The sequence below is a fragment of the Vibrio natriegens NBRC 15636 = ATCC 14048 = DSM 759 genome, assembly GCF_035621455.1.
Classification (GTDB): domain Bacteria; phylum Pseudomonadota; class Gammaproteobacteria; order Enterobacterales; family Vibrionaceae; genus Vibrio; species Vibrio natriegens.
Genome location: NZ_CP141822.1, coordinates 2,581,210 through 2,602,028, shown reverse-complemented (window position 1 = coordinate 2,602,028; position 20,819 = coordinate 2,581,210). Strand labels below are relative to the sequence as shown.

Below are 20,819 nucleotides of genomic sequence, written 5' to 3'. Positions count from 1 at the left end.
AGCAACATGACTAATATAGGAAGCCTGCTAGTAGATGCAGCCACTCTCATGATTACTGGGATGGCGGTTGTATTTATTTTCCTCACTATTCTTGTTTATCTCGTTCGGCTCATGTCGAGACTCATACCAGAAGAAGTCCTAGAGCCGATCGCTGCACCTAAAATAAAAAACAATAATCAATCAACCTCTTCAGCTGTTAGTCCACAAGTCGTGGCGGCGATCTCGGCTGCGATTCATAAACATCGCACCTCTGTCGCGAAGTAGCCGAAAATAGGATTAAAAAGGAGTTTAAGAGTATGTCTAAACCACTAGCTATTACTGATGTGGTCCTAAGAGACGCCCATCAATCACTGTTTGCTACGCGTATGCGTATCGACGATATGCTGCCTATCGCGGCTGAACTGGACAAGATTGGTTATTGGTCTTTAGAGACGTGGGGTGGGGCAACGTTTGATTCGTGTATTCGATTCCTTGGAGAAGATCCGTGGGAGCGTTTACGAGAGCTGAAAAAAGCGATGCCGAACACACCAATGCAAATGCTACTGCGTGGTCAGAACCTTTTAGGATACCGCCATTATGCTGATGACGTAGTAGAGAAGTTTGTTGAGCGTGCGCATGCCAATGGTATGGATGTTTTCCGTATTTTTGATGCGATGAATGATGTGCGAAATTTCCAAAAAGCGGTTAAAGCAACCGTGGATGTTGGCGCTCACGCACAAGGCACGCTGTCTTACACAACCAGCCCAGTACACAACGCTGACACGTGGGTTGATCTGGCAAAACGTCTGGAAGACCTAGGCTGCCATTCTTTATGTATTAAAGACATGTCAGGTCTACTAAAACCTTATGAAGCTGAAGAGTTGATTACTCGTATCAAAGCATCGTGTGATGTGCCACTGGCACTGCACTGTCATGCAACTACGGGTCTATCAACGGCTACTGCGATTAAAGCGGTAGAAGCGGGTATCGACATTCTTGATACTGCGATTTCATCAATGAGTAGTACCTACGGCCATACGCCAACAGAAACTGTGGTAGCGATGCTTCAGGGTACAGAGCGTGACACTAACCTGAAACTGGAAGAGATTGAGCCGATTGCTGCTTACTTCCGTGAGGTTCGTAAGAAATACGCGAAGTGGGAAGGTCAATTGAAAGGCGTGGACTCTCGCATTTTGATTGCTCAAGTACCAGGTGGCATGTTAACCAACATGGAAGGCCAGCTTAAAGAGCAGGGCGCTGCCGATCGTCTTGATGAAGTACTAGAAGAGATCCCTCGTGTTCGTGAAGATCTTGGTTTCATTCCATTGGTAACACCAACTTCGCAAATTGTCGGCACTCAGGCTGTTATCAACGTACTGACTGGCGAACGCTACAAGAGCATTACCAAGGAAACTGCGGGTCTGTTGAAGGGCGAATATGGTCAAGCGCCTGCGCCAATCAATGCAGAGCTACAAGCTAAAGTTCTGGAAGGTAAAGAGCCTATCACTTGCCGCCCGGCTGATTTACTAGAGCCAGAAATGGAAGCGCTGACAGTTGAGTTGATGGATAAAGCGAAATCTGAAGGCATCAAACTGGCGAGCGAAAGAGTTGATGACGTATTAACTTACGCGCTATTCCCTCAAGTTGGCCTTAAGTTCCTGAAAAACCGTGGCAACCCTGAAGCGTTTGAACCAGCTCCTACCTTAGAATCTGCTAAACCTGCTCCGGCACCAGTTGCTCAAGCATCAGTAGGCGGCGTAGAAACATACAGTGTTCGTGTTGACGGACAAGTTTATGAAGTAGAAGTAGGACCGCAAGGTGAGCTGACGTCGGTAACACCTTCAGCAGCGTCAGCGAAAGCTGCGGCTCCAGCAGTACCAGCTAACACTTCCGCTGAGTCAGTTCCTGCTCCACTTGCGGGCAACATCTTTAAAGTCAATGTACAGCCAGGTGCTGAAGTGGCTGAAGGTGACGTGCTACTGATCTTAGAAGCGATGAAGATGGAAACGGAAGTTCGAGCTGCGCGTGGTGGTATCGTTCAGGAGTTAAATGTGAAAGAAGGTGATGCCGTGACGGTAGGTGCACCTCTTCTTAGCCTGGCGTAAGGGAGTATCATGGACGGATTGATGACCCTATGGTTAGAAACAGGGATCGCTAACTTTGAGTTTGGCCAAATCTGCATGATGCTGGTTGGCTGTACTCTGCTGTTTTTGGCGATTCGAAAGGGTTTTGAACCCCTGCTTCTACTTCCAATTGGTTTTGGTGCGATTTTAGCTAACATTCCTAATGCGGGTTTCACCGAGCCGGGTGGTTTGCTGTACTACGTCTACCACATCGGGATTGAGTCGGGTGTATTCCCGCTGTTGATCTTTATGGGCGTTGGCGCAATGACGGACTTTGGCGCGTTGATTGCGAACCCTAAAACGCTTTGGTTAGGTGCTGCGGCGCAGTTTGGTATTTTTGCAACGCTATTTGGTGCGATTTTGCTGAACTATGTACCGGGCATGGAATTCTCCATGGCAGACGCATCGTCAATTGCGATTATCGGTGGTGCTGACGGCCCAACCGCTATTTTCCTGGCAAGTAAACTGTCTCCAGACTTACTCGGCGCGATTGCGGTTGCGGCATATAGCTACATGGCGTTGGTGCCGATTATCCAGCCACCAATCATGAAAGCGTTAACCACGAAGGAAGAGCGTCAGGTAAAAATGGCTCAGTTGCGTCATGTCGGTAAGTGGGAAAAAGTGATTTTCCCGCTAGCTGTACTGTTGATGACTATTCTGTTTTTGCCATCTGCAACACCTCTGGTAGGGATGTTCTGTTTGGGTAACTTGATGCGTGAAGCAGGGGTCGTCGATCGTTTATCGAAGACAGCCCAGAACGAACTTATCAATATCGTGACCATCTTCCTTGGTCTTGGTGTTGGTTCTAAGTTGCAAGCAGATAAGTTCCTAAACTTGGAAACGCTTGGTATTTTGGCTTTGGGCGCGGTTGCTTTCAGTATCGGTACAGCAGCTGGCGTTCTAATGGCGAAGTTACTCAACAAGTTCTCGAAAGAGGACATCAACCCACTTATCGGCGCGGCTGGTGTTTCTGCTGTGCCAATGGCGGCGCGAGTGGTGAACAAAGTGGGCTTGGATGCAAACCCACAAAACTTCTTGTTGATGCACGCTATGGGTCCTAACGTAGCGGGTGTTCTTGGCTCTGCAGTAGCGGCAGGTATTCTGCTTGCACTGGTCGGCTAGTGTGTGGGTAACATACTCGCGCAGTGACTGTGTGGGGGATTAAATTATCCGCTTACAGCCATTAACTTAGCTAAACAAAATGGTTTATAGTCAAAGGGATGCTTCGGCATCCCTTTTTGTCTTTCAAGGAATGGTTTATGGAACACAAACAAATAGTTATCACTGAATTTGGAGAAGCAAGCGTACTTGCGGTTCAACATGCCCCAACACCGTCACCACAGTCAGGTGAAGTGTTAGTTAAGGTTTCTTTTTCTGGCATTAATCCTATTGATGTGAAGACTCGTGCAGGTCTGGGCTGGGCTGCGGCGCAAAACAAAGACAATCTGCCTTGGGTTCCGGGATATGACATTTCAGGGGAAGTCGTATCTTGTGGAGAGCAAACATCCCGCTTTGCTGTTGGAGATAAGGTAGCTGGTTTCATTGGTTTTCCAGTAAGAGGTGGCGGATACAGTCAATATGTATCTGTGCCTGAATCAGAACTGAGCCGCGTACCAAGTAATGTTCCTTTGGAATCGGCGGCAGTGCTTCCTCTTGCCGGCCAAACCGCGGCTCAGGCACTGGAGAAAGCTAACGTCACAGAAAGCGATCGTGTTTTAGTGCTTGCTGGTGCGGGTGGCGTAGGACACATTGCGGTGCAACTGGCTGTCGCAAGTAAGGCTGAGGTTTTTACAACTTGTAGTGAGCGAAATGTCGATTATCTCACCTCACTTGGTGCCCATGCAGTGAACTATCAATTAGGACCAGTGTCAGAACGTGTTGAAGATATAGATGTTTTAATTGATTTAGTGGGTGGAGATGCGGCTCTGGACGCTCTCAAATGTCTCAAGCCTAATGCTAGGATTGTGACTATTCCTACGATTACTGCCGAGAAGATTTGCGAACAAGCGAAACAGTTGGGCTTAGAAGCGAACGGTATGTTAGTTGAGCCTAAGCCAGAGCAGCTGGATTCTTTACTGTATATGGCTGATGTAGGTTTACTAAAAACAGAGGTTCAACATGTCTACCCAATGGACGAGGTTGTCGCAGCTCACGAACAAGTGGAGTCTGGGCGCACTCGAGGCAAGGTTTTGCTTGATATGACATGTTAGAAGCATTCAATGCTGGCTTTGAGAACATCGCGCTTTGGTTTTCTGGGTCAGCATTGTGGGTGCTTTTTATGACAGGTTTTCTCAGTGCTACCTTACTTCCTGGTGGCTCTGAGGCTGGTCTCATAGCGACCCTCTCTCTAAATCAATATTCCGTCTTTTCCATCATCACTGTAGCTACGATTGGTAATACCCTTGGTGGTTTGACCAATTACTGGCTTGGATTATGGATTCCCAATAAAACCCAGGATGAAAAACATGGCCATACCGCGTTAAAGTGGTTATCAAAATATGGTTACTGGGCTTTATTTTTCAGTTGGCTACCTATTGTTGGTGACCCGCTGTGCTTAGCGGCAGGGTGGTTAAGGATGAAATTCCTGCCGTGTGTAATGTTAATATTTTTTGGAAAGGCCGCTAGATACAGCCTTCTAGCAGCCATCTATCTCGGATTATTTTAAGGAAAGTACATGAGAATGTTTTGGGTTGGCGCGTGTTCACTGCTCGTGATCACGGGTTGTGCATCACAATCCCCTGTTTCTTCACTGCCAGAGGGGATCACTTTCGTAGAGTCATCACAAGCGGAAGAAGGCAAAGTTAAAATCCCATACCAAAAATACAAGCTTGATAACGGATTGACCGTCATTCTCGCACCAGAAGATTCAGATCCGCTGGTGCACGTTGATATGACTTATCATGTTGGTTCTGCCCGTGAAGAAATCGGTAAGTCTGGGTTTGCACACTTCTTCGAGCACATGATGTTCCAAGGCTCAGAGAACGTGGGTGACCAAGAGCATTTCAAAATCATCACTGAGGCTGGTGGTACACTCAACGGGACAACCAACCGAGACCGAACTAACTACTTTGAAACTGTACCAGCCAATCAGCTAGAGAAAATGCTTTGGCTCGAATCTGATCGTATGGGTTTCTTGCTTGACGCAGTTTCACAGCATAAGTTTGAAATTCAACGTTCTACGGTTAAGAACGAACGTGCTCAACGTTACGATAACCGTCCATATGGTTTGATTTGGGAACGCATGTCAGAAGCGTTATATCCAGAAGGCCACCCTTACTCATGGCAAACAATCGGTTATGTGGAAGATTTAGATCGCGTTGATGTTAATGATCTGAAAGCCTTTTTCTTGCGATGGTATGGCCCAAATAACGCCACGCTGACGATAGGTGGTGATCTGGATGTTGAAAAGACGCTGGCTTGGGTTAACAAGTACTTTGGCTCTATTCCTCGTGGTCCAGAAGTTGAGAATGCGGCAAAACAACCAGCAACGCTGACCGAAAGCAAATACATTACGCTAGAAGACCGTATTCAGCAGCCAATGGTGATGATCGCGTGGCCAACGACTTACGATGGCGAAGCAAGCCAAGCGTCACTGGATACCTTATCCGAAGTACTTGGTGGCGGAACCAACAGCTTACTTTATCAAGATCTGGTGAAAACACAGAAAGCGGTTGATGCGGGTTCATTCCACGACTGTGCAGAGCTGGCATGTACCTTCTTTGTCTATGCGATGGGAGACTCTGGCGACAAAGGCGATTTATCTAAACTGTATGACGACGTAATGCAGTCTTTAAATAAATTTGCTGACACAGGTGTAACAGAACAGCGTCTCGAGCAGCTTACCGGTAAGGCTGAAGCCGATGCGATTTTTGCGTTGGAAAGCGTAAAAGGCAAGGTGACACAGTTAGCCTCTAACGAAACTTTCTTTGGCCAGCCTGACTTAATTGAAAAGCAGCTAGAACAAATTCGAGCTGTGACTCCTGACTCTGTTGATAAAGTGTACCGTGATTTTATTCAGGGTAAATCCAAAGTGACCTTAAGTGTGGTTCCAACGGGTAAAACCGATCTTGCTGTCAAACCAGCGACGTTTGTCACGCCTGAGCGTACACTACCTGAATACAAAAAGATCACTGATGATCAGCTTGCTTACCGCCGAGCTACCGATAATTTTGATCGCTCCGTTCAGCCACCAATTGGTGATCCTGTACAAGCCACTATGCCGGACTTATATGATGTGCACTTCGACAACGGCTCTGAACTCTTGGGTGCAGTGAGTAATGAAACGCCTACCGTTATGATGCAATTCAGCCTGCCAGCAGGCACTCGTTTTGTCGAAAAAGGTAAGGAAGGGCTGGCACAGCTAACCGCTTCGATGCTTCAGGAAGGCACAACCAAACGCAGCATGGAAGAGATTCAGGCTGAGCTGGATAAGCTCGGTAGTGTTATTTCTGTCGATGCAACAGGATATACGACCAACATCAGTGTTTCTGCTTTGGAGAAAAACCTAGCGCCAACCTTGAAGATCGTCGAAGAGATGCTGCTATCACCTGCATTCAAACAAGAAGATTTTGAACGCGTGAAACAGCAAGCTCTGGAAGGATTGGTTTATGAGCACCAAAGCCCAAGCTGGATGGCTTCGCAAGCTAGTCGCCAGGTACTTTTCGGTGATTCCATTTTTGCGCGCCCTAAGGATGGTACGCAAGCCGGAATGGAAGCGCTGACCCTCAATGATATCCGTGAGTTTTACGCAACACACTACACCCCACAAGGTGCACAGATCACCGTGGTAGGTGATGTGAGCAAACAAGATATCGAGCAACAGTTAGCGTTCTGGGCTAACTGGCAGGATGACGCAGCACCGCTATATGCGCCGCAAAGTATTCCAGCATTGGGAACGCAAAAAGTTCACCTTGTCGACAAACCAGGAGCACCACAAAGTGTGGTTATGATGGTTCGCCAAGGGGTGCCATACGATGCTACGGGAGAATTCTTCCTGGGTCAGTTGGCTAACTTCAACCTGGCAGGTAACTTTAACAGCCGTATCAACCAAAACCTGCGTGAAGACAAAGGTTACACTTACGGTGCATATGGCTACTTCTCTGGCAATCCGGAAACAGGCTCCGTTGTATTCACCGCACAAGTGCGTGCTGATGCGACCATTGCTTCGATCATGGAAATGAAGAATGAACTGAATGAATTCTCTCAAGCTGGTATGACGGACGATGAATTGACGTTTATGCGCCAGGCAGTAGGACAAAAAGATGCACTGAAATATGAAACTCCAACACAAAAGGCGGAGCTCATCAGTGATATCTTTAAGTACAACCTTGATAAAGACTATCTTCAGCAGCGAAATGCGATTGTGGAAACCGTGGACAAGCAGACGCTTAACACTCTCGCACAGAAGTGGTTTGACCCTAATGACTACCAAATCATTGTGGTTGGCGATGCAAAATCACTTCGCCCTCAATTAGAAAAGTTGGGGAAAGACGTAGAAGAGCTTGAAATCATTCGATAGAGTACACATCTAATAGCGGAGGGCGTGCTCTCCGCTATACATCTAGATAAGTGACTTTTCATGGGTTCTTTATCTAGATGAACTAAATATCAATAACTTAGCTTTCACTTGCTTCGGATGGCAAGTGGCCTGCTCCTAATATAAGCGAACCTCATTTTGACTGATTTTGCTGCGCGACTGGAAAAAGTTGCATCAAACCCGGAAGTATTTAAACAGTTTGGACGCGGTGTTGAGCGTGAAACGTTACGCTATCGTCAGGATGGACAGCTAGCAACAACACCTCATCCAGAGGGATTGGGCTCAGCGTTCACAAACCAGTGGATTACCACGGACTTTTCAGAGTCGTTACTGGAGTTCATTACTCCGGTTTCTCATGATGTTCCGGAGCTAATGGCACAACTGAAAGATATTCATCACTTTACTCAAACTAAAATGGGTGAAGAAAAAATGTGGCCGCTTTCTATGCCATGTTATGTCGCCAGTGAAGATAATATTAATCTGGCACAGTACGGATCGTCTAACGCAGCTCGAATGAAAACGCTCTACCGAGAGGGTTTGAAACGCCGTTATGGCAGCTTAATGCAGATCATTTCGGGTGTTCACTTCAACTTCTCGTTCCCAGAATCGTTTTGGGATGCCCTATATGGTGAGCAGGATGAAGAGGCTCGTCAGGAAACCAAATCCGATGCCTATTTTGCCCTCATTCGTAACTACTATCGTTTTGGTTGGATGATTCCCTACTTCTTTGGTGCTTCGCCTGCGTTGTGTGGTTCGTTTATTCAAGGCCGAGAAACAAGCTTACCGTTTGAGAGCTTGGGTGGAACGTTATTCTTACCGAAATCAACGTCTTTGCGTCTGAGCGACCTTGGTTACACGAATAATGCACAGAGTTCGCTAAAGATTGGCTTCAATAGTATTGACCAGTATCTGGAAGGTTTAAGTGATGCTATTCGTCGTCCGTCAGAAGAGTTCGCAAAAATTGGTGTGAAAGTTGATGGCGAGTACCGTCAGCTCAATTCGAATGTGTTGCAAATAGAAAACGAATTGTACGCGCCAATTCGCCCTAAACGAGTGGCTAAAAGTGGTGAGAAACCATCAGAAGCGTTAAAGCGTGCGGGTGTTGAATATATTGAAGTTCGTTCATTGGACGTGAACCCATTCAGCCCAGTAGGCATAACTGAAGAGCAAGTTCGCTTCCTCGACCTGTTCCTGACTTGGGCAGCACTGTCAGACTCAGAACCAATGGATAACTGTGAACTGGAGTGTTGGCGTGATAACTGGAACAAAGTCATTGTATCGGGCCGTGAAAAAGGCTTGATGCTTCAGATCGGTTGCCAAGGTGAGCGCTTACCTCTACAAGAGTGGGCTCACCGCGTGTTTGCAGATCTACGCCAAATTGCTGTGATGATGGATGAAGTGAACGGTGATAATGCTTACCAAGAGGTTTGCGATAAGTTAACTGGCTGGATTGATGAACCTGAATTGACGACTTCTGGTCAATTGCTGGAACTGACCAAGGAGTTGGGCGGCTTAGGTAAAGTAGGTTGTTCACTTGGTATGAAGCATCGTGAAGATAACCTGAATCACGGCTACCAGCATTACTCACAAGAAGTGATGGAACAGGAAGCGTTAGCATCGGTTGAAAAGCAAAAGCAAGCAGAGCTAAGTGACACGATGTCTTTTGATGACTTCCTGGAAGACTATTTTTCTTATTTAAAACAATAACAGAGTAGTAAGGATTGGGTGGGATTGAATATTAAGCCTCTGGTTGTATCGGTGTTAGGTAGTGTGTTGCTCGCCGGATGTGCGACGGCACCACCACAGCAGCAAGATAATCTATGTGAGATATTCCGCGAAAAATCTGGCTGGTATGATGATGCGAAAGATATGGAAGAAGAGTGGGGTACTCCGATCCATGTCGCAATGGCGATTATCAAGCAAGAGAGCGGATACCGACACGACGCAAAACCACCCAAAGATTATGTGCTGGGCTTTATCCCTTGGGGTAGAGTCAGTAGCGCATATGGCTACGCTCAGGCGCAAGATCCCGCCTGGGACGATTTTCAGGATTCGACCGGGCAAGGTGGCTCGCGTACTAACTTTGATGACGCTATGATGTTTGTCGGTTGGTATACCCACGAAACCCGTCGCCAGCTTGGTATCTCTTTATGGGACCCATATAACCAGTATCTTGCCTATCATGAAGGGAGAGGTGGTTATCAGCGCGGAACCTATAAAAGGAAACCTAGCTTAGTTAAAGTCGCGAGACGTGTAGAACAAACCGCGAAGAATTATGGCTGGCAGCTGAAACAATGTCGTCAGGAACTGGAAGACAACAGCAGCTGGTTCTTTTAACCCTCATAGGGATAAACAGAAATCAAACCAATACCGTAAGGTGTTGAGATTACAATCAGGAGAGATGTAATGCCTTTACTCGATAGTTTTACTGTGGATCACACTCGTATGAATGCACCTGCTGTGCGAGTCGCGAAAACCATGCAAACCCCAAAAGGGGACACCATTACTGTCTTCGATTTACGCTTTACTGCACCAAACAAAGATATCCTTTCAGAGAAAGGCATCCATACACTAGAGCACCTTTACGCTGGCTTTATGCGTAGCCATCTAAACGGTGACAGCGTTGAGATCATTGATATTTCACCAATGGGATGTCGTACTGGATTCTACATGAGCCTGATCGGTACGCCTTCAGAGCAACAAGTCGCGGATGCTTGGATTGCATCAATGGAAGATGTACTGAAAGTAGAAAGTCAGAACAAAATCCCTGAGCTAAATGAATACCAATGTGGCACTGCGGCAATGCACTCACTGGATGAAGCAAAGCAAATTGCGAAAAACATTCTGGACGCGGGTGTGTCAGTGAATAAAAATGATGAGCTAGCTCTGCCTGAGTCGATGTTAAAAGAACTGCGTATCGACTAAGACCTGAGTTGTCTTATCAAATGATTTAACGAAATGAGCCTGACAATGTCAGGCTCTTTTTATGTGTCTGTAAACAGATTACTTTTAGTTACTGCCTTTCTTCCGTTTAGGGTAGACGCGAACTAACTTAATTCGGTTCTCTTCAATCTCGACAATTTCCATCGGATGTCCGGACACTTGCACGCTCAGGTGACTTTCGGGAATGTCTTCTAAGTGCTCTAAGATCAAGCCGTTTAGTGTACGAGGACCATCAGTCGGCAGATGCCATTTCAGACCTTTATTGATGTCACGGATATTGGTGCTACCTTCAATCAAGAAGCTGCCATCCCCTTGTGGGCTGATTTCATCAGATAAGCTTGGTGAGATCGAAGTGGTAAACTCACCGATGATCTCTTCCAGGATATCTTCAAGCGTTACCAAGCCAATAATGTCACCATACTCATCAACGATAAGGCCAATGCGCTGTTTATTGCGCTGGAACTTCAACATCTGCACGTTCAGAGGCGTACCTTCAGGGATGTAGTACACCTCATCAGCCGCACGCAGTAATGTCTCTTTGGTGAACTCATTCTTTTCCAGCATCAGGCGGTAAGCCTCACGCAAACGCAGCATGCCGACCACTTCATCGATTTGGTCGCGGTAAAAAACGATACGGCCATGTGGTGAGTGCGTTAACTGACGAACGATAGACTTCCAGTCGTCGTTGATGTCGATACCAGTAATTTCATTACGTGGCACCATAATATCGTTTACCGTGACGTGCTCAAGATCTAGGATGGACACCAGCATATCTTGGTGGCGACGAGGGATAAGGCCGCCGGCTTCATTTACTACTGTACGTAATTCTTCTGAGCTGAGGTGATCTTCCACAGAGTGATCCGCCTTTACCCCAAGCAGACGAATAAAGCCATTGGTAATGAAGTTTACAAGCAGCACAAGTGGTGAAAGCAACTTCATCAGAATGGTCAACAGAATGCTGCTGGTATAAGACACGCGCTCTGGATACAAAGCGGCAATAGTTTTTGGCGTCACTTCGGCAAACACCAAAACCACCATGGTGAGCGCACCAGTCGCAATCGCCACACCCATGTCACCGTAGAGGCGCATGCCGATAATAGTCGCAATTGCAGAAGCGAGGATGTTCACAAGGTTATTGCCGATAAGAATAAGACCGATCAGGCGATCCGGACGGTCCAATAATTTTTCGACACGCTTTGCTCCCTTATGCCCATTTTTGGCTAAGTGTTTCAAGCGATAACGGTTCAGTGACATCATCCCTGTTTCTGAACCGGAAAAGTAACCTGATATGACGATAAGACACGCGAGTAGCGCAAATAAGATACCCGTAGATATGTCGTCCAAAACGTTGCTGTTCCTTGTAAGTATTGGGTTATTTTTAAAAGCTATGTATAACTGTTAAGTCATAGATTTACGGTACTGTATTTGATTTAACTTTGAATATAAAGGGCTTGTGGACGCCTTAATTCAAAATGATCTCTTTTACAAAGCGGCTGCCGAAATAAGCCAGAGTGAGTAATGTGGCTCCCGCAACGGCAAACCAGGTCACTTTTCTTCCGCGCCAACCTTTTTGATAATGGCCCCACAGTAATACTGAATAGACCACCCAAGCAATGAAAGAAAGAATGGCTTTATGCGCTTTTCCTTCCGCGAACATATCTTGAACAAACACGTAGCCAGTAATAAGCGTAGCCGTCAGAAGTAAATTACCAATCAAAATAATTTTAAACAACTGACGTTCAACCATAAGTAATGGCGGTAAATTAGGGTTGATTGCCAGAGACTTTTTGGTTTTCAGTTTGTGGTCCAGCCAAGCGAGTTGCAGCGCATACAACGCACCAATACTCAGAGTGGCATAAGAAAACAGAGCAAAAGAAATATGAATGAGTAGCTTAGGATCGTTTTCTAAATGCTTGATGAAGGTGCTTGGTAAAAAAGCCGCGGCAGATAAGTTGATGGCAGCAAAGCTATAAACAACAGGCAACAGAAACCAAAGCCGGTTCTTTAGCATCGCAACGCTCATCACCAGAGAGATGATGAAACTGATAAGAGAGGCGACATTAAGAATACTAAAGTTCTGACCAGAGCCATCGAGGATCAGATCACTCAATAACCACGCATGGAAAACAAGCGCACAGGCAGCGCTGGCAAATACGGTTTTTGCTTTGATGACTGACTGCTGTGAAAGTCCGGGTATGATCGTCGCAATCGCTAATACGTAAAGTATGGCGGCCGCGATGGCAATTACGCTATCCATGAATCCTAAATGTTGTTGTGCACAATAGAGAAATTATACCTTGCATTACTCTTTGCGGCTACGCTCTATGCGACAACAATCGCGATAGATGAGATATTGAAATTAATAAGTTACCCCTCCATATAGAAATAGAGACAATAATAGAGCAGCGGTACGGGTATGACTCAGACCTTGGCTAAGGTATACTCACACTAATTAATCGCCATTTTAGCGAAGAGACAAAGATGTTTGAGAATTTAACGGATCGATTATCCAAAACGCTGAAAAATATCAGTGGCAAAGGTCGTCTGACAGAAGACAACATTAAAGAAACCCTACGTGAAGTGCGAATGGCACTCTTGGAAGCGGACGTTGCGCTTCCTGTTGTTCGTGAATTTGTAAACCGCGTTAAAGAAAAAGCGGTTGGTGTAGAAGTTTCGAAATCTCTGACTCCGGGTCAAGAGTTTATTAAGATCGTTCAAGGCGAACTTGAAGCTGTAATGGGTGAGTCTAACGAAGCTCTGAACCTAGCCGCTCAGCCGCCAGCAGTGCTTTTGATGGCAGGTCTACAAGGTGCGGGTAAAACCACATCGGTAGGTAAGCTATCTAAGCTGTTAAAAGAACGTGATAAGAAGAAAGTACTGGTTGTGTCTGCCGACGTTTACCGTCCTGCGGCGATCAAACAGCTAGAAACACTGGCATCAGACATTGGTGTTGATTTCTTCCCGTCGTCACCAGACCAAAAGCCTATTGATATTGCGAACGCAGCAATCGACCACGCGAAGAAGAAATTCTACGACGTTCTGATTGTCGATACCGCTGGTCGTTTGGCGATTGATGAACAGATGATGGGTGAGATTAAAGATCTTCACTCTGCGATTAACCCGGTTGAGACACTGTTTGTTGTTGATGCAATGACAGGTCAGGATGCGGCGAATACCGCTAAAGCCTTTGGGGATGCACTGCCACTTACGGGTGTGATTCTAACTAAAGTTGATGGTGACGCACGTGGTGGTGCGGCGCTATCGGTTCGTCATATCACGGGTAAACCAATCAAATTCCTAGGTGTTGGTGAGAAAACTGACGCACTAGAACCTTTCCACCCAGACCGCGTAGCATCACGTATTCTTGGCATGGGTGACGTTCTGTCTTTGATTGAAGACCTGCAACGTAACGTCGACCAAGAAAAAGCAGAAAAACTGGCGAAAAAGTTCAAAGAGAAGAAAGGCTTCGACTTAGAAGACTTCCGTGAACAGCTAGGCCAAATGCAAAACATGGGCGGCATGATGGGCATGATGGATAAACTTCCAGGCATGTCTCAGCTACCTGACAATGTCAAAGATAAAGTCGATGACAAGATGTTTAAGCAAATGGAAGCGATCATCAGCTCAATGACGATGAAAGAGCGTCAACGCCCAGAAATCATCAAGGGCTCGCGTAAGAAGCGTATTGCTGCAGGTTCCGGTGTGCAGGTTCAGGACGTAAACCGTCTGCTAAAACAGTTCACCCAGATGCAGAAAATGATGAAGAAGATGCAAAAAGGCGGCATGAAAGGCATGATGCGCAACATGCAAGGCATGATGGGTGGCATGGGCGGAGGTGGTGGTTTCAACCCATTTGGTCGATAATCACCCGCTCACACTATAGTTTCAGGGTGTTAGCTACATCACAAACTTTAATTTCAATTTATGTTGGTGAAAAAGTAACTAAATCCCTTGCATTGCTCCGGCATAAGAGTAAAATTCCGGAGCTTTATTTTGGCACGAGCCCCAAATTGTTCATTTATTGAATGGTTCTTGGGGTTAATTTTATTTTTGAGAAAGCAAAGAGGACGACATGGTAACCATTCGTTTGGCACGTCACGGCGCTAAGAAGCGTCCATTTTATCAAATCGTAGTAGCGGACAGCCGCAACGCTGCAACTGGCCGTTTCATCGAGAAAGTTGGTTTCTTTAACCCAACTGCTAAAGGTCAAGAAGAAGGTCTACGTCTAGACCTAGACCGCGTTAACCACTGGGTTGGTCAAGGCGCGTCTGTATCTGACCGCGTTGCTAAGCTAGTTAAAGACGCTCAAAAAGCGGCTTAATTTTTTACTGTTAGAAGTAGAAACTAGTTTATGTCGATGAAAGGTAAAGAAACAATGAGCAACGAAAAGATTGTTGTAGGCAAGTTTGGTGCTACTTACGGCATTCGAGGTTGGCTTAAGGTTTTTTCCTACACAGACAATGCTGAAAGCATTTTCGATTACAGTCCTTGGTACATTAACCAAAAGGGCACATGGGTTGAGTACAAAGTAGAAAGCTGGAAGCGCCATAACAAAGGTATGGTGGCTAAGCTGGAAGGCATGGATGTTCGTGAAGACGCGCATTTAATGACGAACTTTGAAATTGCTATTGACCCTGCGGTACTACCTGAATTGTCAGAAGATGAGTTCTACTGGCGTGAATTGTTTGGGATGCAAGTAGTAACCACTAAAGGTTACGATCTGGGTGTCGTTACTGACATGCTAGAAACTGGCTCAAATGATGTTCTGGTTGTTAAAGCAAATCTTAAAGATGCTTTCGGGCAAAAGGAACGATTAATCCCGTTCCTTGAAGAGCAAGTGATCATTAAAGTTGATCGCGAAGCTCAACGGATCGAAGTTGACTGGGATCCTGGATTCTAATCTCCAAAATTACAGAGCGAGATAAACATGTGGGTTGGCGTTATTAGCCTTTTTCCTGAAATGTTCCGTTCTGTTACTGATTTTGGAGTAACAGGTCAAGCGGTTAAAAAAGGTCTTTTGTCGATTGAGACTTGGAATCCTCGAGATTTCACTCACGACAAACATCGAACTGTCGATGACCGACCTTACGGTGGTGGCCCAGGTATGTTAATGATGGTTCAGCCTTTGCGCGATGCCATTCATACCGCTAAGCAAGCCTCACCGGGTAAGACGAAAGTCATTTACCTCTCTCCTCAAGGTCGCAAGCTCGACCAGCAAGGGGTTGAAGAACTGGCAACAAATGAGAATTTACTTCTTATTTGTGGCCGTTATGAAGGGGTAGATGAGCGCATCATTCAATCCGAAGTCGACGAAGAATGGTCGATTGGGGATTTTGTGATGACGGGTGGCGAGATACCAGCCATGACGTTAATTGATTCAGTTTCTCGGTTTATACCGGGAGTGCTGGGTGATTTCTCGTCAGCAGAAGAAGATTCTTTTGCTAATGGTTTGCTAGATTGCCCTCACTATACGCGTCCTGAAGTATTGGATGGCAAAGAAGTACCAGCGGTACTGATGTCAGGTAATCACAAGGACATTCGTCAATGGCGACTCAAGCAGTCGCTGGGCCGAACTTGGCTAAGAAGACCAGAGCTCCTGGAAAACCTAGCTCTGACTGACGAACAGGAACAATTACTTGCCGAGTTTGTTAATGAGCATAAAGCCGTTAACGAACAGAATGCAAAGTAACCTAATTTATTTAGTATCAGTTTATTCTAGGAATTTTAAAATGAGTAACATCATCAAAGCTCTTGAAGAAGAGCAAATGAAATCAGACCTACCTAAATTTGCACCAGGTGACACTGTTGTTGTTCAAGTTAAGGTAAAAGAAGGTGACCGTGAGCGTCTACAGGCTTTCGAAGGCGTTGTAATCGCAATCCGTAACCGTGGTCTACACTCTGCTTTCACTGTACGTAAGATCTCTAACGGTGAAGGTGTTGAGCGTACGTTCCAAACACACTCTCCAATCGTTGATAGCATCGAAGTTAAACGCCGTGGTGCAGTACGTCGTGCCAAGTTGTACTACCTACGTGAGCGTTCTGGTAAGTCTGCTCGTATCAAAGAGAAACTTGCTAAGAAGTAATGCTATAACTAGCGTTCTCATTAAACGGAGTCCTTTTGGGCTCCGTTTTTTATGTTTGCTCATAACTGGCTACTTTCCTTTCTACAGTTTTCATCGGCGCTCATTTACTGGCGTAAACTTCGTTCCTTCTCCTTGCTATATGAAAATACACCTTCGCGTAATCCTCTGAAATAGAAGGAGAGCGGTAAATGTAGAGAGTGGTAGAGAAACGAAAGAGAAGTGTTTTCTTACAGACAATAAAAAAGTTGACGCTCTCACGCCAACTTCCTCAATCTTCAGAACCTAGAACCTAGAACCTAGAACCTAGAACCTAGAACCTAGAACCTAGTATTGATCTTCTGACCAGCCGTCACTATCTGACATGTCTGGCGCGCCAGCAATGGCATTCTCTTCGTCTGCCCATTCACCAAAATCAATCATCTGGCATTTTTTGCTACAAAATGGTCGGTGAGGGCTTTGCTCTCCCCATTCTACGTCGGCTCCACATTGAGGGCATTGAACGATAGTAATTTTAGACATGGGTTGGTTCTCTGAATTAACAATGTTTCTCGAATAGAGAGGAATAATGAAATAGTAGTTGAGTGAGATTCGGCTAGCTACATACCGCTAATTCAAACTCGACATCTTGAGTGCAAGCTTGACCACTTTCAAACGACATAAACTTAATCGCAAAGCGGTTTTTATGACCTGAAATCATTGGGTAGACGCCGTGCTCCATAGGAATATGGAGTCTCAGAATATTCGCTTCATCAGCATCACTCTGGAAGAAGCCCGCACGGCCGATTTGAGCTTTAAATTGCCCAGTTTCTCGGGTTAACTTTAGCCATAAGTTCAACGCATCCGAAAGCGGCTTCAAGCTATCCAGCCATTTTTGTGCATCCTGCTTTTTACGTTCAAGTGGTAAATGCAGCCAGTAATGCAAAGCGGGTAAATCAAAACAACAAGAGCCACCAGGCAGATTAAACCTTTGTCTGATCGAGCTTAAGAATCGATCATCTTTCAGTGCCTGACCAAACCTTTCAGCGCGCATTAATTGTTTGTGCACTACATCGATGTCATTGAGTAATGATGTCAGTGCCTCTTGATCGACACCTTCTACATGGAGCCAATGTCGATAACTCAAACGCTGTTTTTCAAGATCTTTGGCCAGTTCACTTTTCAGTTGCAGTTGCTCGAAAATCTCAACCATATCAAACAACGCACGGAAAAAGAGCTGGTACTGATGATTTTCAGCAAAGCCAGAAGCCAAGTGAGCCTGACGCAGCAGAGACTCTACTCTTAGATAAATACGAGTTTTCTCATTTAACGGATGTTCAAATTTGTGCGTGGTCATCGACATAAGCCTTGGTGAATTTCATTCTAATTTTGCAGATTTTTCTTACACATGGCTAGGTACTTTTCATGCAAATCTGTGATTTGAAGCAAAAGATCTTGGTCATCCGGGTTATTATTAACCACATCGTCTGCCATATCGAGCCTTTGCTGTCTTGATGCCTGGGATACAAGTATCGCACGGGCTTGTTCTTCGCTGACATTATCGCGTTTCATCGTACGAGATATTTGCGTTTCAGGATCGACATCCACCACCAGAACACGGTCACATAGGCTTTCTAGTTGGTTCTCTACCAGTAGCGGCACAACCAGAAGTGCATAATCAGAGGTGACTTGCTGTAAGTCTTCTACCATTTTTTCGCGAATGATCGGGTGCAATAGCTTATTAAGCCAGTCTTTTTCATCTTGGTTCGAAAAGATTTTCTCTCTTAACTTCGCCCGATCGAGCATTTGATCGTCACGAACAATATCGCTACCAAAGTGCTCAATAATTGCTGTCAGTCCCGGTGTACCGGGTTCGACGACTTCTCTTGCAACAATATCTGCATCAACGATGTCGATTTTAAATTGCTGCTTGAACAGATTCGCCACAGTGGTTTTACCGCTAGCGATACCGCCTGTTAAGCCAATAACCAAAGTCATTTACGCTCCTAGAATTGATGTGAAATACCAATTTAGAATTTGATCACCCCAGAGTAAACTTACCCATCCGGCAATCGCTAAGTAAGGACCGAAAGGGAAGGCCTTTTCGATCCCTTTCTTCTGCAATCGTAGCTGAATTATTCCAAATATGACGCCTACGATAGAAGAAAGCAAAATGATCATTGGTAAAGCTTGCCAGCCCAGCCAAGCGCCAAGCGCTGCGAGTAGCTTAAAGTCGCCATAGCCCATGCCTTCCTTGCCAGTGAGCAATTTAAAGCCCCAATAAACAGACCAGAGACATAAATAGCCAGCGATTGCACCGATCACGGCATCTTGCAGACTAACAGGACTGACTTCGAACAATGCTAGAGCAATGCCAGCCCAAGTTAATGGCAATGTTAATTGATCGGGCAGCAGCATGGTATCGAGATCGATAAACGTCGCTGCGATCAGAATGAAAGTAAAGAATATAAGCGCAATAGTGAAATAGCTGAATCCAAAATGAAACGCAACGTAGCCGGAGCAGGCTGCCGTCAGTATTTCTACAAGTGGGTATCTGGCGCTGATCGCTGCGCTACAGTTGTGGCATTTACCTTTTAGAAGTAGCCAACTGATCACTGGAATGTTATCGCGAATGCGAATCGGAGTACCGCATTGTTGGCAAGAGGAGCGGGGTACGCTTAATGTGAGTACTTCTTTAGGTGATTCAATATTGTATTCAGGAAAAGACTCAGCACATTCACGGCGCCATTCCAGCTCCATGATTTTTGGAAGTCGATAGATAACGACATTGAGAAAACTTCCCACGATCAAACCAAAAACCACGGCGAATATAACGAATAACCACGGGTAGTACTGAAATACTTCCATATTTGTCTCTTGAGCGGTGCATCAAACGGCAAGGTGCTGTTTTAATGATTAATTTACAGCCTCCATTTTAGCCTAATACACTCATTAAGTTAAAGATTGGCAGGTACATTGCTGTCACTAATCCACCAACGACCACACCAAGAAAAACAATAATCAGCGGTTCAAGAATCTTACTTAGGTTATCGACGGTATTATCTACTTCGAACTCATAAATAGTTGCGACTTTATTGAGCATCTCATCAAGCCTGCCTGATTCTTCTCCAATCATCACCATTTGTAGCACTAATTCAGGGAAAACATCGCAGTTACGCATTGCGACATACATTGGCATACCAGCTGCTGTATCACGATAGACTTCTTCGACTGCCAGCTGATAGTGCAGGTTTCCTGACGTTTTGGAGGTGGTTTTTAAACTGGTCAGAATAGGAATACCCGCGCTAAAGCTGGTGGCCAGGGTTCGGCTAAATTTAGCAATCGCAGCCTTGGACAACACAGCGCCAAGAACGGGAATTCTCAATATGGCTCGATCCATCATCAAGCGAAAAGAATCAGAACGTTTGACCAGTATTCTTGCTGATATAATTAGGCTAAGTGCCCCAAGAGCGATAAATGAACCCCAATTTTGCATCCACGCAGACAAGTCTAGTACTTGTCTGGTGAACCAAGGTAAATCTGCACCAAACCCAGAAAACATTTTTTCAAACTCAGGGATAACTTGAGTGAGCATTAGATAGGACACGCCGAGCGCAACCAACATAACCATGGCTGGGTAGATCAGGGCTTTGATGACTTTCGCTCTGAGTTCCTCACTTTTTTCACGGTAAGTGGCCAGTCGTTCGAAGACTTCTGCCAGATTGCCTGAGAGTTCTCCGGTTGAGATAAGGTCAGTATAAAGTGCGTCAAAATGTGCGCTGGCGGTGCGCATTGCTTTCGACATCGGTGTACCCGCTTCAACCGCTCGAGTTACGCTCATTAAAATAGACTTCATCTCGGCTTTTTTATGGTTATTGGAAACCAATTTTAAAGCCTGAACGAGTGGGACACCAGTGACCAGCATAGTCGAAATTTGACGAGTAAAAACGGTGATGTCTTTGCCTTTTACCCGATGACTCAGTTTGGTTATAAAAGAAATACTACTTTTTTTCAGTTTTTTGATTTTTATGTGCTGAGCGCTGAGTCGTTCGCGTACTTCCACTTCGCTCATGGCCAGCGTTTGCCCAGAAGTTTTTTTTCCTGAGCTATTAATGCCTTTCCAGCGGAAGTTCTTTAGTTGTGGGGTCGTCGTTTTCATAGGCTAAATGGCTGCTAGTT

General features: G+C 45.6%; 21 protein-coding genes. 14 read left to right on the top strand and 7 right to left on the bottom strand.

Going from position 1 to position 20,819, the window contains the following annotated elements:
* The first annotated feature begins 6 nt into the window (after window positions 1–6).
* The 9 genes from VER99_RS11710 to luxS all read left to right on the top strand — a co-directional run bounded on the left by VER99_RS11710 (window position 7) and on the right by luxS (window position 10,563).
* Window positions 7–264: an oxaloacetate decarboxylase subunit gamma gene (locus VER99_RS11710; protein ID WP_014232970.1), complete on the top strand. Its 258-nt coding sequence runs from the start codon at window positions 7–9 to the stop codon at window positions 262–264.
* Between the two features lie 32 nt (window positions 265–296).
* Window positions 297–2,084 carry a sodium-extruding oxaloacetate decarboxylase subunit alpha gene (oadA, locus tag VER99_RS11705; RefSeq protein ID WP_020333959.1) on the top strand — a complete coding sequence of 596 codons (1,788 nt, stop codon included), beginning with the start codon at window positions 297–299 and terminating at the stop codon, window positions 2,082–2,084.
* Between the two features lie 9 nt (window positions 2,085–2,093).
* The gene (locus VER99_RS11700) at window positions 2,094–3,224 is read left to right on the top strand and encodes a sodium ion-translocating decarboxylase subunit beta (RefSeq protein WP_020333958.1); all 1,131 of its coding nucleotides are present in this window, start codon (window positions 2,094–2,096) and stop codon (window positions 3,222–3,224) included.
* 137 nt (window positions 3,225–3,361) lie between these two features.
* Entirely contained in the window at window positions 3,362–4,312 is a 951-nt protein-coding gene (locus VER99_RS11695; protein WP_020333957.1) for an NADP-dependent oxidoreductase, read from the top strand.
* Window positions 4,306–4,767 carry a YqaA family protein gene (locus VER99_RS11690; protein WP_020333956.1) on the top strand — a complete coding sequence of 154 codons (462 nt, stop codon included), beginning with the start codon at window positions 4,306–4,308 and terminating at the stop codon, window positions 4,765–4,767. Before VER99_RS11695 ends, VER99_RS11690 begins: the two co-directional genes overlap by 7 nt.
* 9 nt (window positions 4,768–4,776) lie before the next feature.
* On the top strand, window positions 4,777–7,620 hold the full coding sequence (locus VER99_RS11685) for a M16 family metallopeptidase (protein ID WP_020333955.1): 2,844 nt from the start codon (window positions 4,777–4,779) through the stop codon (window positions 7,618–7,620).
* A gap of 156 nt (window positions 7,621–7,776) precedes the next feature.
* A complete protein-coding gene (gshA, locus tag VER99_RS11680) occupies window positions 7,777–9,345 on the top strand; it encodes a glutamate--cysteine ligase (protein WP_020333954.1) in 1,569 nt (522 codons plus the stop codon).
* 24 nt (window positions 9,346–9,369) lie between these two features.
* Window positions 9,370–9,975, top strand: coding sequence for a transglycosylase SLT domain-containing protein (locus tag VER99_RS11675; protein WP_014232963.1), 606 nt, complete (start codon window positions 9,370–9,372; stop codon window positions 9,973–9,975).
* Between the two features lie 69 nt (window positions 9,976–10,044).
* Window positions 10,045–10,563, top strand: a complete 519-nt coding sequence (luxS, locus tag VER99_RS11670) for an S-ribosylhomocysteine lyase (RefSeq protein WP_014232962.1) — start codon at window positions 10,045–10,047, stop codon at window positions 10,561–10,563.
* Between the two features lie 84 nt (window positions 10,564–10,647).
* Here the strand turns inward: luxS and VER99_RS11665 are convergent, their stop codons facing one another.
* On the bottom strand, window positions 10,648–11,925 hold the full coding sequence (locus tag VER99_RS11665) for an HlyC/CorC family transporter (RefSeq protein ID WP_014232961.1): 1,278 nt from the start codon (window positions 11,923–11,925) through the stop codon (window positions 10,648–10,650).
* A gap of 118 nt (window positions 11,926–12,043) precedes the next feature.
* Window positions 12,044–12,838, bottom strand: coding sequence for a cytochrome C assembly family protein (locus tag VER99_RS11660; protein ID WP_014232960.1), 795 nt, complete (start codon window positions 12,836–12,838; stop codon window positions 12,044–12,046).
* Window positions 12,839–13,062: 224 nt separating this feature from the next.
* Between VER99_RS11660 and ffh the strand changes: the two genes are divergently transcribed.
* The 5 genes from ffh (at window position 13,063) to rplS (ending at window position 16,664) form a co-directional block, all read left to right on the top strand.
* The gene (gene ffh, locus VER99_RS11655) at window positions 13,063–14,445 is read left to right on the top strand and encodes a signal recognition particle protein (RefSeq protein ID WP_014232959.1); all 1,383 of its coding nucleotides are present in this window, start codon (window positions 13,063–13,065) and stop codon (window positions 14,443–14,445) included.
* A 208-nt stretch (window positions 14,446–14,653) separates the two neighbouring features.
* Complete coding sequence (gene rpsP / locus VER99_RS11650) at window positions 14,654–14,902, top strand: 30S ribosomal protein S16 (protein WP_005379962.1); 249 nt, start codon at window positions 14,654–14,656, stop codon at window positions 14,900–14,902.
* Window positions 14,903–14,932: 30 nt separating this feature from the next.
* Complete coding sequence (gene rimM / locus VER99_RS11645; RefSeq protein ID WP_014232958.1) at window positions 14,933–15,481, top strand: ribosome maturation factor RimM; 549 nt, start codon at window positions 14,933–14,935, stop codon at window positions 15,479–15,481.
* 27 nt (window positions 15,482–15,508) lie between these two features.
* On the top strand, window positions 15,509–16,270 hold the full coding sequence (gene trmD, locus VER99_RS11640) for a tRNA (guanosine(37)-N1)-methyltransferase TrmD (RefSeq protein WP_014232957.1): 762 nt from the start codon (window positions 15,509–15,511) through the stop codon (window positions 16,268–16,270).
* A 40-nt stretch (window positions 16,271–16,310) separates the two neighbouring features.
* Window positions 16,311–16,664, top strand: coding sequence for a 50S ribosomal protein L19 (rplS, locus tag VER99_RS11635; RefSeq protein ID WP_005379971.1), 354 nt, complete (start codon window positions 16,311–16,313; stop codon window positions 16,662–16,664).
* Window positions 16,665–16,988: 324 nt separating this feature from the next.
* On the opposite strand, the gene yacG is transcribed toward rplS, so the two are convergent.
* The 5 genes from yacG to VER99_RS11610 form a co-directional block, all read right to left on the bottom strand.
* Window positions 16,989–17,183, bottom strand: coding sequence for a DNA gyrase inhibitor YacG (yacG, locus tag VER99_RS11630; protein WP_014232956.1), 195 nt, complete (start codon window positions 17,181–17,183; stop codon window positions 16,989–16,991).
* Window positions 17,184–17,256: 73 nt separating this feature from the next.
* The gene (gene zapD / locus VER99_RS11625) at window positions 17,257–17,997 is read right to left on the bottom strand and encodes a cell division protein ZapD (RefSeq protein ID WP_020333952.1); all 741 of its coding nucleotides are present in this window, start codon (window positions 17,995–17,997) and stop codon (window positions 17,257–17,259) included.
* A 26-nt stretch (window positions 17,998–18,023) separates the two neighbouring features.
* Window positions 18,024–18,638, bottom strand: a complete 615-nt coding sequence (gene coaE / locus VER99_RS11620; RefSeq protein ID WP_020333951.1) for a dephospho-CoA kinase — start codon at window positions 18,636–18,638, stop codon at window positions 18,024–18,026.
* Window positions 18,639–19,508: a prepilin peptidase gene (locus tag VER99_RS11615; protein WP_020333950.1), complete on the bottom strand. Its 870-nt coding sequence runs from the start codon at window positions 19,506–19,508 to the stop codon at window positions 18,639–18,641. It lies immediately after the preceding gene.
* A 67-nt stretch (window positions 19,509–19,575) separates the two neighbouring features.
* Window positions 19,576–20,799, bottom strand: a complete 1,224-nt coding sequence (locus VER99_RS11610) for a type II secretion system F family protein (RefSeq protein ID WP_020333949.1) — start codon at window positions 20,797–20,799, stop codon at window positions 19,576–19,578.
* Window positions 20,800–20,819 lie beyond the last annotated feature (20 nt).

What these genes read in the sequence shown, in the direction of transcription:
- VER99_RS11710 (WP_014232970.1), top strand. Translation starts at nt 7, where the DNA reads ATGACTAATATAGGAAGCCTGCTAGTAGATGCAGCCACTCTCATGATT.
- oadA (WP_020333959.1), top strand. Translation starts at nt 297, where the DNA reads ATGTCTAAACCACTAGCTATTACTGATGTGGTCCTAAGAGACGCCCAT.
- VER99_RS11700 (WP_020333958.1), top strand. Translation starts at nt 2,094, where the DNA reads ATGGACGGATTGATGACCCTATGGTTAGAAACAGGGATCGCTAACTTT.
- VER99_RS11695 (WP_020333957.1), top strand. Translation starts at nt 3,362, where the DNA reads ATGGAACACAAACAAATAGTTATCACTGAATTTGGAGAAGCAAGCGTA.
- VER99_RS11690 (WP_020333956.1), top strand. Translation starts at nt 4,306, where the DNA reads ATGTTAGAAGCATTCAATGCTGGCTTTGAGAACATCGCGCTTTGGTTT.
- VER99_RS11685 (WP_020333955.1), top strand. Translation starts at nt 4,777, where the DNA reads ATGAGAATGTTTTGGGTTGGCGCGTGTTCACTGCTCGTGATCACGGGT.
- luxS (WP_014232962.1), top strand. Translation starts at nt 10,045, where the DNA reads ATGCCTTTACTCGATAGTTTTACTGTGGATCACACTCGTATGAATGCA.
- VER99_RS11660 (WP_014232960.1), bottom strand. Translation starts at nt 12,838, where the DNA reads ATGGATAGCGTAATTGCCATCGCGGCCGCCATACTTTACGTATTAGCG.
- ffh (WP_014232959.1), top strand. Translation starts at nt 13,063, where the DNA reads ATGTTTGAGAATTTAACGGATCGATTATCCAAAACGCTGAAAAATATC.
- rpsP (WP_005379962.1), top strand. Translation starts at nt 14,654, where the DNA reads ATGGTAACCATTCGTTTGGCACGTCACGGCGCTAAGAAGCGTCCATTT.
- rimM (WP_014232958.1), top strand. Translation starts at nt 14,933, where the DNA reads ATGTCGATGAAAGGTAAAGAAACAATGAGCAACGAAAAGATTGTTGTA.
- trmD (WP_014232957.1), top strand. Translation starts at nt 15,509, where the DNA reads ATGTGGGTTGGCGTTATTAGCCTTTTTCCTGAAATGTTCCGTTCTGTT.
- rplS (WP_005379971.1), top strand. Translation starts at nt 16,311, where the DNA reads ATGAGTAACATCATCAAAGCTCTTGAAGAAGAGCAAATGAAATCAGAC.
- yacG (WP_014232956.1), bottom strand. Translation starts at nt 17,183, where the DNA reads ATGTCTAAAATTACTATCGTTCAATGCCCTCAATGTGGAGCCGACGTA.
- zapD (WP_020333952.1), bottom strand. Translation starts at nt 17,997, where the DNA reads ATGACCACGCACAAATTTGAACATCCGTTAAATGAGAAAACTCGTATT.
- coaE (WP_020333951.1), bottom strand. Translation starts at nt 18,638, where the DNA reads ATGACTTTGGTTATTGGCTTAACAGGCGGTATCGCTAGCGGTAAAACC.
- VER99_RS11615 (WP_020333950.1), bottom strand. Translation starts at nt 19,508, where the DNA reads ATGGAAGTATTTCAGTACTACCCGTGGTTATTCGTTATATTCGCCGTG.
- VER99_RS11610 (WP_020333949.1), bottom strand. Translation starts at nt 20,799, where the DNA reads ATGAAAACGACGACCCCACAACTAAAGAACTTCCGCTGGAAAGGCATT.